Annotated in this window: 13 protein-coding genes; 1 reads left to right on the top strand and 12 read right to left on the bottom strand. The window is 42.1% G+C overall.

The features are described 5' to 3' along the window. Positions 1-364: 364 nt before the first annotated feature. From HUS62_RS06190 to HUS62_RS06145, 10 genes are all read right to left on the bottom strand, one after another. Entirely contained in the window at positions 365-1,843 is a 1,479-nt protein-coding gene (locus HUS62_RS06190) for an NAD(P)H-hydrate dehydratase (protein ID WP_175078901.1), read from the bottom strand. Between the two features lie 116 nt (positions 1,844-1,959). Beyond that, positions 1,960-2,772: an adenosylmethionine decarboxylase gene (gene speD, locus HUS62_RS06185; RefSeq protein WP_054552422.1), complete on the bottom strand. Its 813-nt coding sequence runs from the start codon at positions 2,770-2,772 to the stop codon at positions 1,960-1,962. 88 nt (positions 2,773-2,860) lie between these two features. Continuing rightward, positions 2,861-3,274: an OsmC family protein gene (locus HUS62_RS06180; RefSeq protein WP_055020887.1), complete on the bottom strand. Its 414-nt coding sequence runs from the start codon at positions 3,272-3,274 to the stop codon at positions 2,861-2,863. Between the two features lie 145 nt (positions 3,275-3,419). Then, positions 3,420-3,767, bottom strand: coding sequence for a DUF3802 family protein (locus tag HUS62_RS06175; protein WP_054563480.1), 348 nt, complete (start codon positions 3,765-3,767; stop codon positions 3,420-3,422). A gap of 128 nt (positions 3,768-3,895) precedes the next feature. Beyond that, a complete protein-coding gene (gene astD / locus HUS62_RS06170; RefSeq protein WP_062566651.1) occupies positions 3,896-5,365 on the bottom strand; it encodes a succinylglutamate-semialdehyde dehydrogenase in 1,470 nt (489 codons plus the stop codon). An 18-nt stretch (positions 5,366-5,383) separates the two neighbouring features. Further along, complete coding sequence (gene astA / locus HUS62_RS06165) at positions 5,384-6,400, bottom strand: arginine N-succinyltransferase (RefSeq protein ID WP_055198948.1); 1,017 nt, start codon at positions 6,398-6,400, stop codon at positions 5,384-5,386. An 80-nt stretch (positions 6,401-6,480) separates the two neighbouring features. Then, positions 6,481-7,686 (bottom strand): aspartate aminotransferase family protein, encoded by a 1,206-nt coding sequence (locus tag HUS62_RS06160; RefSeq protein ID WP_058583979.1) that lies wholly within the window; start codon positions 7,684-7,686, stop codon positions 6,481-6,483. 369 nt (positions 7,687-8,055) lie between these two features. After that, positions 8,056-9,216 carry an HDOD domain-containing protein gene (locus tag HUS62_RS06155; protein ID WP_175078931.1) on the bottom strand — a complete coding sequence of 387 codons (1,161 nt, stop codon included), beginning with the start codon at positions 9,214-9,216 and terminating at the stop codon, positions 8,056-8,058. A gap of 48 nt (positions 9,217-9,264) precedes the next feature. After that, a complete protein-coding gene (locus HUS62_RS06150; RefSeq protein ID WP_175078900.1) occupies positions 9,265-9,843 on the bottom strand; it encodes an aminodeoxychorismate/anthranilate synthase component II in 579 nt (192 codons plus the stop codon). A gap of 85 nt (positions 9,844-9,928) precedes the next feature. Then, entirely contained in the window at positions 9,929-10,324 is a 396-nt protein-coding gene (locus HUS62_RS06145) for a thioesterase family protein (protein WP_175078899.1), read from the bottom strand. Positions 10,325-10,360: 36 nt separating this feature from the next. Here HUS62_RS06145 and HUS62_RS06140 point away from each other — a divergent pair, with 36 nt between their 5' ends. Further along, on the top strand, positions 10,361-11,065 hold the full coding sequence (locus tag HUS62_RS06140; RefSeq protein WP_105180682.1) for a 2OG-Fe(II) oxygenase: 705 nt from the start codon (positions 10,361-10,363) through the stop codon (positions 11,063-11,065). 58 nt (positions 11,066-11,123) lie between these two features. On the opposite strand, the gene HUS62_RS06135 is transcribed toward HUS62_RS06140, so the two are convergent. After that, a complete protein-coding gene (locus HUS62_RS06135; protein WP_175078898.1) occupies positions 11,124-12,362 on the bottom strand; it encodes a cysteine desulfurase-like protein in 1,239 nt (412 codons plus the stop codon). Between the two features lie 9 nt (positions 12,363-12,371). Further along, the gene (locus HUS62_RS06130) at positions 12,372-13,004 is read right to left on the bottom strand and encodes a 2OG-Fe dioxygenase family protein (RefSeq protein ID WP_175078897.1); all 633 of its coding nucleotides are present in this window, start codon (positions 13,002-13,004) and stop codon (positions 12,372-12,374) included. Positions 13,005-13,155 lie beyond the last annotated feature (151 nt).

The raw sequence follows: 13,155 nt of genomic DNA, 5'->3' as shown, positions 1-13,155 counted from the left end.
AACCAATAATAATTCACAAAAAGTTTACGGGTGTTACCGCAGAGATTTAAATTTAAAACCAAAAAACAGGAGAGAAATAAAAGCAATGAAAATCAACATTTTAATAATCGACAGGATTCGAGAAGTAAGAATTTAAGATAGCATGCGAGTCCAAGTTACTTTACCTAGATTATTTGTACCATTTAACAGAACAATAAACTAATAGCTAAGTTCACAAGCCCCACCATACTTCTTTTTCAACGATTGGCATGTTGAATAGGCATATCCACAACGCTTTTCACCTTTAAGTATGTGGCAGTTCTAGCTATCAGTTTTAAGCTGTCAGCTATCAGAAACTGACGGCTGACGGCTGACGGCTGACGGCTCAGTTAACCAACTCCCTCACTATCGCAAACAAGTCACTAGGTAACATGCCTCTTTCGCCTTCACGTTCTGCGGCAATATCTCCGGCTTTTGCATGTAAGGTTACACCTAAACACGCTGCTTGCTGAGGAGTAAGCCCCTGTGCGATTAGTGCCGCTATGATGCCTGTTAGTACATCGCCACTGCCTCCAACCGCAAGTGCAGGGTTACCGTCGGTACACACCCATGTTTGGTTATTATCAGCAATTAAACTGCCAGCACCTTTGAGTACACAAGTAGTGGTATAGCTACGTGCGAGCTGCTTTACCGCATGAAAGCGATTTTCTTCAATATCGCTAGCGCGACAATTAAGTAACCTTGCAGCCTCACCGGGGTGTGGTGTGATAACGGTATTAGCTAATGGGAATGACGAAGCATGCTGAGCCATTAGATTAAGTGCATCTGCATCAATAACCAGAGGCTTATTATTAGTAAAGCAATACTGCATGACTGCTTCAAAGGTTGTTTCCGACCAAGTGTCTTGACCAAGCCCTGGGCCAATAGCAACACAGGTTGCCCACTCAAGAGCGCTAATCAGATTTGTATCTGTCGCCATTAGTTCTGGCCGGCCAATACTCACAGGTAAAATAGAGCTACTATGGGTATACACTTTGACCATGCCCGCACCGCTGCGAAGCGCTGCCTCTGCGGTTAAACGAATAGCACCTGCAGTACCGGCATTACCACCAACACACAGCAATTTACCATGGCTGGTTTTATGGCTGTTGTTATCGCGCTCAGGAAGCCTAGCTTGGTTCAGATAATTGATAAGCTCAGCCGTGGGTGATGTCTGTTTTAAAAAGGCATCTTCAATACCTAAGTCATTAAACTCTAATGTCCCTGCATGCGCTCTACCTTGCCCTGTCACTAAACCTTGTTTAATCCCCACAAAAGTCACAGTAAGCGCGGCTTTTATTGCGACTCCTTGTACGACACCTGTGTCTGCATGAATGCCTGAAGGTAGATCAATAGCAACTATCGGCACTTGGCTCTCGTTAGCTGCTTTAATCAAGGTTGAAAAAGGCTCGCGTACCTTGCTTTGAATTCCCGTGCCAAGCAGGCCATCAATAATGAGATCTGCTCGCTCAATAGCACTGACATCAGCTGTTATTGCTCCTCCGGCGTCAAGCCAAGCCTGCTGAGCACTGAGCGCATCGCCTTTGAGCGGTTTATCAGATATTGCTGCAATAACCGTAACCTGTTTGCCCGCTTGTTTAGCTAAGCGAGCAACAACATAACCATCGCCGGCATTGTTACCAACGCCCGCTAACACAACGAATGTACTTGCTTTAGGAAAATAGCTGATAGCTTGCTGATAAGTCGCCAGCCCTGCTCGCTCCATAAGCTCATACAAGGTTACGCCAGAGCGCTTAGCAGCTGGTCCTTCATGGTCACGAACTTGCTCTGCTAAAAATACTGACTGCGAGAGAACAACTGACATATCTATCCTTAAATTGGCCTTTTAATCAGCATATAAGGACAGATGAGTGCAGTCAATGAGGCATAAAAAACGGCGCATAACTTACATTACGCGCCGTTTTTTAAAGCTATAGTGACTTACTCAGTGTCTGGTAAGTTGCGACCGTAGAAGATTTCTTGCATCTCGCGGGTCAGCTTAGAATAGATAACTTCTTCTTCTTCTTCCGAAAGATCTGCTGTAGAAACACCGAATAGGTAAGTATTCAAGTCAGTTTCTTTTAACATCATCTTAGTGTGGAATAAGTTCTCTTGATACACGTTCACGTCCATCATTTGGTACGCTTCTTTGGTATCTTCAGTCATGTAGTTCTGAATTGAGTTAATCGCGTGATCGATATAGTGTTTAACACCATCTACGTCACGAGTAAAACCACGTACGCGGTAGTCAATTGTTACAACATCAGACTCAAGACTGTGAATTAAGAAGTTTAACGCTTTTAATGGCGAAATAATGCCACACGTTGATACTTCGATATCAGCACGGAACGTACAAATACCATCATCAGGGTGTGCTTCTGGGTATGTGTGAACACAGATGTGGCTCTTGTCTAAGTGCGCTACCACTGTTTCAGGAAGAGGACCCGGCGCTTCATCAACGTCATACGTTGTTTGTTGCTCAATTGGCTCCTCAGAGATCAAGATTGTCACACTGGCGCCTTGCGGATCATAATCTTGGCGAGAAACATTTAGAATGTTTGCGCCAATAATATCCACAACTTCACCTAAAATATCGGTAAGGCGATCAGCACTGTACTGTTCGTCGATATATTCAATATATTCTTTACGCTGTTGTTCCGTCTTTGCGTAACAAATATCGTAAATACTAAAACTTAAGCTCTTAGTTAAGTTATTAAAGCCATGAAGCTTAATTTTATCGAAGGGTTTATTCATGCTAAACCAACCTTAAAACGAGTGAAACCTGCACCAGCAGAAATAAAAGTTCGCGGATTTTATACGAATTTCCTGCTCGGAAAAAGCGTTATTTTACCTGTTCTTGCACAACTTCATGACTATGCGTAATTTCTACTGTCTTATCAAGCATTAAGGCTACAGAACAATACTTTTCAGCAGATAATTGTACCGCTCTTGCAAGGTGCTTTTCAGAGACATTATCACCGGTAACCACAAAGTGTAGATTAATCTTGGTAAACACGCGAGGTGCTGACTCAGCACGCTCTGCAGATAGCTTAACTTGCACATCAGAAAATGACTGTTTTGCTTTTTTTAAAATACTAACAACATCAACAGATGAACAACAACCCGCTGACATTAAAACCATTTCCATTGGGCTTGGCGCAGCGCTATCGCTACCTGCATCAAAAACTACATTGTGACCTGAATTTGAAAGGCCAATAAACGTATCGCCTTCTACCCATTTTACATTCGCTTGCATGTGCTTTATCTCTTAAAGTTATTTTGCTTGATTGTAAGCAAGTCACACACAGATGCAAGGGATAAGAGGTGAGCTTTAAAGGAAAGCGAGTTGCTAACTTTGAGCTGCTCGCTTAAAGACTAGAAATTGTGTTGTGCTTTATAAGTTAGGCACTTTCGACAACAGCACTATCGAATAAGTTTTTTACTAATCCAGCAAACTCATCAATAAACGCGTGTTGTTCAACGGTTACTGTGTGATTTGTAACGCTGCTCAGCACTTCTTGTAAGTCATATACGATACCGTCGACTTCGCGAACAATTTGGCTGCGTTGTTCTGTATTAAGCTCTGTGTGTTGCTCGCAAAGTAACATGACATTTTCTGCTATCACGTCTTCAATCAGCTCTAACACTGTTGGAGCTCCTGGTTTAATTTGACCCGGCTTCTCAAAAAGCGCTAAATTTTGAGTGAGATACATGACAAGATCATCGTACCCTTGCCTATCTAAAACCATACGACTGCACACCTAATAAAAAACTATCTCTTTAGATTTAAGCAGAAAGCGCTTTTAATTGCTACCTTTGCCAAGCATCTCATACAAAAAAAGCAGCCGAAGCTGCTTTTTATAATGATTTACGATTATTAATCGATTTTTAAGCCTGGGCTTAATGTCGCTGGCATTGCTACTTTTTCAAGCTCTACCGAAGCGACAGGGTATGCACAATAGTCAGCAGCATAATATGCGCTTGCTCTGTGGTTACCTGATGCACCAATACCACCAAATGGTGCTGCACTTGATGCACCTGTGATAGGACGGTTCCAGTTTACGATACCTGCGCGAATACGACGAAGGAAATGGTCGTAATCTGCTGCGCTGTCGCTTAATAAACCAGCTGATAAACCAAAGCTTGTGTCATTCGCTTTATCAATAGCGGCATCAAAATCAGTGAAGCGGAATACTTTAAGCAGTGGTCCAAAGTGCTCTTCGTCTGGGAAGTTAGCTACATTTGTACACTCTAAAATACCCGGTGTCACAAAACCGGTATTTTCTTTGTGCGTTAGCTCAACTAACACTTCAGCGCCAAGCTCAACAAGTTGCTGTTGTGCTGTAACCATACCAGCTGCTGCTGCTGAAGAAATCATTGACCCGATGAAAGGTTGCTCTTCTGCGTCGTAGTCACCTACTTTAATAGCTTTAGTTGCTTTAATAAGACCCGCTAAGATAGCATCACCTTGCTCGCCCGCAGGTAAGAATAACTTACGCGCACACGTACAACGTTGACCTGTAGAGATAAACGCTGATTGAATAATATCGTGGATAGCCGCTTTAGTGTCAGCAACATCAGTAACGATAAGCGGGTTATTACCACCCATTTCTAAAGCTAAGATTTTACCCGGTTGACCAGCAAACTGTTCATGTAAAATATGACCAGTGCGCGAAGAGCCAGTAAAGAATAAACCGTCGATCCCTTTATGAGATGCAAGCGCTTTACCCGTTTCTACTTCACCTTGCACAAGGTTGATTACACCTGCAGGGAGACCCGCCTTTTGCCATAACTTTAACGTTAACTCAGCAACTGCTGGCGTTAGCTCAGAAGGTTTAAATACCACGGTATTGCCTGCTAATAGTGCAGGTACAATGTGACCATTTGGTAAGTGACCAGGGAAGTTATAAGGGCCAAACACAGCTACAACACCATGAGGCTTGTGGCGGATCATCGCGCGACCTTGTGGCATTGGGTTTTCAACATCGCCTGTACGCTCTAAAAATGCTTTTTCAGAGATAGCAATTTTACCCACCATCGCACCTGCTTCAGTGCGTGTTTCCCAAAGTGGTTTACCTGTTTCTTGTGCGATAGCAATCGCTAATTCTTCGCTGTGCTCTTTCAGTGTTTCTGCGAATGTTTTTACAATCGCTAAACGCTCTGCAAATGTTTTATCAGCCCAGCTGTAAAACGCTTCACGTGCAGCAGCGACTGCGCCGTCTACTTGTTCGGCTGTAGCAGTGTTTGCTTGCCAAATTACATCGTTATTTGCTGGGTTTACAGATTGAAAAGTATGACCAAGGCCTGCTTGCCATTGACCATTAATAAATTGCGCTGCATGAGTCATTAATATGTCTCCTGAATTCTATAGTTCTGCAAGTGATACTGAATCACCCGCTTCTAAGTGAAGTGCTTTTGCTAATTCACTTGAGATTGTGATGCTATCGGCATCACATGATAGGCTAACTTGAGTCACGGTTGCTCTAAAATCAGCAATTTTATCATTTGCTAACAATACCGTGGTGTCGCCTTGGCTTTCACCAATTTCAACTTTAACTGTGTGGGCATTTCTGACTGTAGCAATGTTATCTACTTTTGCTTCAACAGTTGGGCCTGCATCAAAAATGTCTACATAACCATTAAAGGTGAAACCTTCGCTCTTTAATAGTTCAATCGCAGGGCGTGTGTTGTCATGTACTTGACCAATCACAGCTTGTGCATCTTTGCTCAGTAAGTTGACGTAAATTGGGTATTTAGGCATTAACTCAGCAATAAATACTTTCTGACCAATACCCGTTAAGTAATCTGCCGTTGGAAAGTCCATTGAGAAAAAGTGCTCTTCTAGCCATTGCCAGAATGGGCTTTCGCCGCTTTCGTCAGACACACCACGCATTTCAGCAATGACGGTGTCAGCAAAACGTTCTCTATGTTGATTAATAAACATAAAACGCGCTTTTGAAAGCAATTTACCGTTATTGTTTTTACGGTAGCCATCTTTTAAGAATAATGTACATAGCTCAGTTGCACCGGTGTAATCATTACACAGGGTTAAAATATCAACGGCTTTATACACGTCTAGCGTACGAGAAGAATGAATTACTTTGCTTAAATGATAATGATAAAAAGCATCATCTAAACCAACAGCGGCTTCAATACCCGAAGTCCCTACAACTTCACCCGTTTCGCTATCTTCAAGAACAAACAAGTAACCTTCATCACCTGGCTGCTGTGCTGCTTTTGCAAATGAGCTGACAGAATGATCAATTTTCTTTTGTAATAACTCTTCATTATTAGGCAAAGACGTAAAGCCATGGCCTGACTCAACAGCAATCTTTACTAACGCTTGGTAATCGCTTTGCTGGATTGGGCGAAGGATCATCATAAGTCCGCTTGCTCCCTTATAAATAACGGTAAATTAAGAAATGTGGGCAAGCTTAACTTGCCCTGAAATGACAGTTTCGTTTAGCCGTTAACGACTTTTGCAACTGCTTTTTCGAAACGAGCCATACCTTCGCGGATATCAGCTTCTGGAATTACAAGTGACGGAGTGAAACGAACAACATCAGCGCCAGCAACTAAAGACATAACGCCTTCTGCAGTACCAGCTACTAAAAACTCTTTTGCACGACCTTTGAATTGCTCTGTTACTACAGCACCAATTAATAGACCTTCGCCACGGATTTCAGTGAATACATTGTACTTTTCGTTAATCGCAGTTAGTAACTCACGGAATAACGCTGACTTTTCTTTAACGCCGTTAAGTACCTCTGGTGTATTTACTGTGTCGAATGCAGCTTCTGCTACTGCACACGCAAGTGGGTTACCACCGTAAGTAGAACCATGAGTACCTACTTTTAAGTGCTTAGCGATATCAGTTGTGGTGATCATCGCACCGATAGGGAAACCACCACCTAACGCTTTTGCAGTCGTTAAGATATCAGGAGTTACATTTAAACCTTGATAAGCATAAAGCTCACCCGTACGGCCAACACCTGTTTGTACTTCATCAAAGATAAGTAGTGCATTATGCTTAGTACATAACTCACGAACACCTTCAACAAACTCAGCAGTCGGAGAAATGATACCGCCTTCACCTTGCAGAGGCTCCATCATTACTGCACATGTGCTGTCTGAGATAAGCGCTTCAAATGCAGCTAAATCGTTGTAGTCACAGTGAACGATATCACCAGGTTTTGGACCAAAACCATCAGAGTATGCAGCTTGACCGCCTACTGTTACTGTGAAGAAGGTACGGCCGTGGAAACCTTTGTTGAATGAGATAATTTGTGACTTTTGCTCACCAAAGTTATCAAGTGCAAAACGGCGTGCAAGTTTAAGTGCCGCTTCGTTAGCTTCTGCACCAGAGTTAGCAAAATATACTTTTTCAGCGAACGTTGCGTCAGTTAGCTTTTTAGCTAAGCGAAGCGCTGGCTCATTAGTCATTACATTTGATAAGTGCCAAATTTTTTCGCCTTGCTCTTTTAATGCACTTACAAGAGCTGGGTGACAATGGCCAAGACAGTTAACAGCAATACCACCAGCAAAATCGATAAATTCGCGACCTTCTTGGTCCCATACGCGAGAGCCTTCGCCTCGAACTGGAATAACACTTGATGGTGCATAGTTAGGAACCATTACTTGATCAAATAATTCGCGATTGACTGTCATTTTATATCCTCATAATTGTAAGCACACTCAGAGTAAGGTGGCGCTCTAAAGCTAAACTAAGCCATTTTACTTAGCCGATTGAGCTTAGCGCAAAATCTCCAAAATTACTCTTTGGTTCAATTTTCATTCATCCATTATTCCAGAAAATTTTCGTCCTGTCTCTTAGAAAACTTTCATGTAGCCCTTGAAAATAAAGGGCTTGAGATATTTTTTCATGGATAGTGAATAACTATTTGAAGGCTATTTTTTGCTCTAAATACTATAAAAAGGCGTACAGCTAGTGAGCCAAGCAGAGGCTAAAGAGAAAAAATTTGTCACTGCGGATTGATAAACAATGAATGAATAGTCGCAAAAAAATTAACAATTTTTTTAATTAATTTGAATATGAAAGCGATCAAAATTGCATTTTGCTAGCTGATCAAGCTCTTCTTTAGTGAAATCGAAGTGTGCAAACCAACGTTCAGTTTCGTCATTTTCGACTAGTTGATGCTCATTTAAACTTAAATACTGAGCGTAACAACGTGCTTTTAAAATCACCTTAGTAAGCGGCAAATACTCATCGTTTTTAGCTAAAGGTGTAGTTAACTGCTGCATCACCGCATTAAATGGCAAATACCTAAAAGCCATTTTCTCAATTACGGTCGCAGTTACCTTCATCGACTGCTTATTTAGCAAGGTGCTTAAAAATAAAGGATCCGGTTTTAGTTCTAATAAAGCTGTGTGTAGATCTTTCTTTTGCTCATCACGGGCTTTTGTTACTTGGCGCTGCCAAACTAACTCGAAAATACGAAGATATATGCGAACAAGCGCTATCTTACCCACATCGAGTAGCATACCTAAAGTAAACGCATGCACCTCATTTACACCATTAAGCTTCGCAATCTCTTGAGCTGCGATAGCACACGCCATTGAATTATCACGAAGTCGACGTTTTAACAGCGGGAATGGTTCTGTACTGTGTGGCATCCAATGGCGTACCGCAAAGGTTGGCACCACAAACTTTAAGTTATCTAAGCCAATGTAGCGCAGCGCTAACTGTGGGTTATCGACTTGAACTGATGTGTGTTTATTACGTTGTTTTCGGTAAAAAGGCAAATTCACAAACGCGACAAGCTCACGGCCTAACCAACTTAAGTCTTTAACTAAGGGCTCTAGTCGACCTACTGAGGCTGAACGCACTGCTAAAATATCTAAAATAGCAGGTACGCTATCTTGAATCCCTATAGTTTCATGAATTACTGAATCAATGTCTTCAAGCTGCTTATGCATGGCAGCCTCAATCACTTGGTGTAATTGCTTGCTCGCCTGTGCACGGTATTTATGGTGAGCTGTACTGCTCTTTTGACGTTTTTTCTCGGCAGCAACTTCTACTTCTAATAGAGTTCGCTGTTCCATTGATTCGCCATAGTCGATTTCTAGGGTGTGAATAAAGCCAATTTGACGCTGTGCAAAACTGTGACCCAGCAAAAGATCGTGCGCGCGCTCATTAAGCACCATCGCAGTCCTTTGTTGTCGGGTTTCTTCGGTCATTTGCACAGGCGTATTGTCGGTCATATTTGTTAATTCACTAGCCTAAGGTTAGAAGCGAGTTAAAAAGTTAGCAAGTAATTCAAGCCCTTGTTGGGTCAAAATTGCTTCGGGGTGAAATTGCACTCCTTCAAGTGCTAAATCATTATGCATGATCCCCATAATTTCATCAAAATCAGAATTTTGTTCTGTCCAGGCAGTAATAGTAAAGTCGCTAGACAGGCTTTGTTTATCCACTACCAAAGAATGGTACCGGCATACCGTCAGCGGGTTTGCCAAACCGTTAAACACACCTTGATTGGTATGCTTAACTAACGACGTTTTACCATGCATCACTTGCTTGGCACGAATAACATCAGCACCTAGAGCCTGAGCAATAGTTTGGTGCCCCAAGCAAATACCAAGAATTGGCAACTGCCCTTTTAATTGTTCGACCACTTGCAAGGAAATCCCCGCTTCGTTTGGTGAACATGGCCCAGGCGACAGTACGATGTGCTCTGGGTTAAGTTGTTTAATCTCAGCAATGCTGATCTCATCGTTTCGTTTAACTAATACATCTTGGTCTAAGCGCTGAAAATATTGCACTAGGTTGTATGTAAACGAATCATAATTGTCGATCATTAACAGCATTGCGTGTAACCCAAAATTACTCAGTCAAAATAATGAAGGCGCATTTTACCCCAAGCGTTCATAAATGTCGGCAAAAAATGGGGTATTACTCAGCGATTAAATGCGCTGTAAGGTCAGCCCTTTCTTGCTCATTAAGTTTTTGCGAACATTTATTTGCGAAGTCGTAACGTACTAGTACGGTTTTACCAACGGCACAGCAGTTATCTTGCTGCCAAGCCTCTTGACGCAGTACAAATGAACTAGAGCCAATGTGCTCAACACTGCTTTTCACTGTGACATCATGGCCATAAAACAACTCACCGACAAAGCTTACTTCAACCTTAGCAATAATCAGTTTCCACTCATAAGGGTTTAAATCGGGCGTAAAAAACCTGAAAATAGGCGCTCGGGCGGCTTCAAACCATACAGGGAGTACGGTATTGTTGATGTGCCCTAGCACATCTGTTTCGCTAAAGCGTGGTGTGATAGTTTCAGTAAACATAGTAACCCTATAAAAAATATAAACTAAAGGTAGCTCATGACGGACTTTATTCGCGTATACGAAAACGCCCTCAGCAAAGAATTTTGCGACAACTTTATCACGGTATTTGAACAAAGCCCGCATTTAAAACAAGGCATTACCTCCGGCGGAGTAGATTTAGCGAAAAAAGACAGCCGCGATTTATACCTTAATAACCACCCTGAATACGCTGAGCAACTTAAACACGTTCAACAAACGACTGCGGGTTACATCTTCAAATACCTTGAAGAGCATATTTTTATGATGATTGGTGCCTTTGGTTTAAAGGTTTACCATCCGCAAACAGGCAAACCTGTTGACCTAACACAAGATAACTTTGAAGAAGTCGGCAAACCACAATTGCCATTACTCGTGCAGCAAATTTTCCGCATGGGTCCAATTCAAGCACAGAAATACGATATCAATAAAGGTGGTTACCCTTATTGGCATAGCGAGGTATATCCGCAAGCAGGCCACAACGAGGCACTACACCGCGTGCTGTTATTTATGTTCTATTTAAATGATGTAGAAGAAGGTGGTGAAACAGAATTTTACTATCAACAACGAAAAATATCGCCTAAACAGGGTTCTATGGTCGTAGCACCGGGCTATTTTACCCACACGCACCGTGGTAATAAGCCAATTTCAAATGATAAGTATATTTTAACCTCGTGGGTCTTATTCAACCGCGCGGAACAAATATATGGCCAACCACAATCCTAGCGGTAATAAGCAGCCCACTCGGGCTGCTTATAGCTTAATTAAAACTAACAACTCAGATTTAACCTGCCAGTAATTGATCAAATAAATCAAAAACCTTATCAAGCTCTTCAGTCGTGTTGTAGTGCATGCAACCAATGCGTACTACGCCGCCGGTTTCTAATACACCGAGTTGCTTACATAAGCCTTGAGCGTAGAAATTACCATCCCACACACAAATATGTTGCTTACCTAAAAATTCAGACACAACACGTGGCTCGATGCCTTCAAAAGTTAAAGCAAAAGTCGGTGTGCGATAAGCTATACGCTCTAGATCATCAATACCAAATAACTTGATACGTGGGTAATCTGCTAAACGAGTTAAGAAATGCTTACTTAATGCCATTTCGTGTTGTTTAGTAATAGCAAATGCAGCCGCGAGTTTTTCTCTGCGTGAATGACTATCATCAAGTTCACTAATTGCAGCAATGTAATCAACAGCAGCAATTAAGCCAGCTAGCGCTTCAAAGCTTTGCGTACCCGTTTCCCAGCGACCTGGCGCAACATCTTTTGCAGGTTCAACTTTATATGGTGTGAAACCTTCAAGGTGCTCACGTTTGCCATAGACAATACCAAGGTGAGGACCAAAGAACTTATATGCCGAGCAGGCTAAGAAGTCACAATCAAGTGCTTGTACGTCTACAAGCTCATGAGGTGCGTAATGAACGGCATCAACATACACTAGCGCACCAACAGCATGTGCAAGCTCAACGATGCGTTTAATGTCATTAATTGAACCCGTCGTGTTCGACGCATATGTCACAGCAACAAGCTTTGTTTTGCTAGATAAAAGGCTTTCAAAGTGTGCCATATCTAGGCTGCAATCAGCTTCGTTGATAAGGGTAGTTTTTACTGTCGCGCCTTTATCTTCAGCAGCTTGCTGCCAAGATGATACGTTTGAGAAGTGATCGGCATTGGTGACGATAATTTCATCATCAGCAGTCCAATCACGTGAGATGGCACGGCTAAAGCTAAACGTTAAACTTGTCATGTTTGCACCAAACACGATTTGCTCTTTAGATGGCGCATTTAATAAATCGGCTGCAGCTTGGCGAGCATTTGCCATTAACTCTACCGTTTTATCACTTGAGAAAAATGCGCCGCCTAAGTTTGAGTTGTAGTAACCCAAATAAGCAGTCATAGCACTTAAAACTGACTGTGGTACTTGCGAGCCACCTGGGCCATCAAGAAAAATCGGTGACTGACCTGCCACTTGTTGCATAAGTGCAGGAAATTGGCGACGTAATTGCGTTAAGTTCATGAGATACCCTTACGCAGTTAGTACGAAGCAATCAAGGTAACCTTCTTTGCTTGCATCTAATTTATTCATTGGTGTAGCGTTGTGCCATACTTCACGGTCATTAATCAGTGCGAACATGCCATCTTTAATTTCCATTTTGAAACATGGCTCAGCTTGTTGGTGTTCATAAACAAGCAGCTCACCACCTTCTAGGTTTTCGTGTGATACACCACATACACATACGTGATCAAAACCATCTTGGTGAACACCTTCAGGTGCAGCTGGAGTGTCACTGTCGATCGCAAGCATTCTGAATTGATGAATTTCAATATCGCGATCATCGCTGATACCCGTCATATCGCGGAACTGATTAACTATTTGCTTCATGCCATCAGTCGCTAATAAGCTATCTTCTAGATTTTCATAGGTGCGCTCAACATTACCTTGGAAGGTATTAATTGAGTCATCTTGCACGAATGCTTTTGTTGGTTGTAGTTTTAATTCACCATCAACAACTTTGATTACTGAATAACGACGCTTACGAAATTCACCATCTGCGTATGGATTAGCAGGTAGGTTAGCAAAAGAGGGCTTAACTGCGTCAATATGCGCTTGGCTTACAAAACGAAGTTGTAGAAGGTTCTGGTTGTTTAAGGCTGTCATTACATTCTCGCTTGTTAGAATTGAGATTGAGTTATGAATTTTCATCCATTAATAATGTGAGCATTTTAATGCAACCAGAGAGGAAAATTTGCGTTTAAATGTAAACTACAGCGGTAAGCTGATCATGATTAAGATCTAAAGGCGTCATTTT

It is taken from the genome of Pseudoalteromonas sp. 0303 (assembly GCF_013349995.1).
Taxonomy (GTDB): Bacteria; Pseudomonadota; Gammaproteobacteria; order Enterobacterales; family Alteromonadaceae; genus Pseudoalteromonas.
Note: the sequence above shows the minus strand (reverse complement) of the source record. Positions and strands in the feature narration are given on the sequence as shown.

Coding starts and splice junctions, on each gene's coding strand:
- HUS62_RS06190 (WP_175078901.1), bottom strand. CDS start 1,843: ATGTCAGTTGTTCTCTCGCAGTCAGTATTTTTAGCAGAGCAAGTTCGT.
- speD (WP_054552422.1), bottom strand. CDS start 2,772: ATGAATAAACCCTTCGATAAAATTAAGCTTCATGGCTTTAATAACTTA.
- HUS62_RS06180 (WP_055020887.1), bottom strand. CDS start 3,274: ATGCAAGCGAATGTAAAATGGGTAGAAGGCGATACGTTTATTGGCCTT.
- HUS62_RS06175 (WP_054563480.1), bottom strand. CDS start 3,767: ATGGTTTTAGATAGGCAAGGGTACGATGATCTTGTCATGTATCTCACT.
- astD (WP_062566651.1), bottom strand. CDS start 5,365: ATGACTCATGCAGCGCAATTTATTAATGGTCAATGGCAAGCAGGCCTT.
- astA (WP_055198948.1), bottom strand. CDS start 6,400: ATGATGATCCTTCGCCCAATCCAGCAAAGCGATTACCAAGCGTTAGTA.
- HUS62_RS06160 (WP_058583979.1), bottom strand. CDS start 7,686: ATGACAGTCAATCGCGAATTATTTGATCAAGTAATGGTTCCTAACTAT.
- HUS62_RS06155 (WP_175078931.1), bottom strand. CDS start 9,216: ATGACCGAAGAAACCCGACAACAAAGGACTGCGATGGTGCTTAATGAG.
- HUS62_RS06150 (WP_175078900.1), bottom strand. CDS start 9,843: ATGCTGTTAATGATCGACAATTATGATTCGTTTACATACAACCTAGTG.
- HUS62_RS06145 (WP_175078899.1), bottom strand. CDS start 10,324: ATGTTTACTGAAACTATCACACCACGCTTTAGCGAAACAGATGTGCTA.
- HUS62_RS06140 (WP_105180682.1), top strand. CDS start 10,361: ATGACGGACTTTATTCGCGTATACGAAAACGCCCTCAGCAAAGAATTT.
- HUS62_RS06135 (WP_175078898.1), bottom strand. CDS start 12,362: ATGAACTTAACGCAATTACGTCGCCAATTTCCTGCACTTATGCAACAA.
- HUS62_RS06130 (WP_175078897.1), bottom strand. CDS start 13,004: ATGACAGCCTTAAACAACCAGAACCTTCTACAACTTCGTTTTGTAAGC.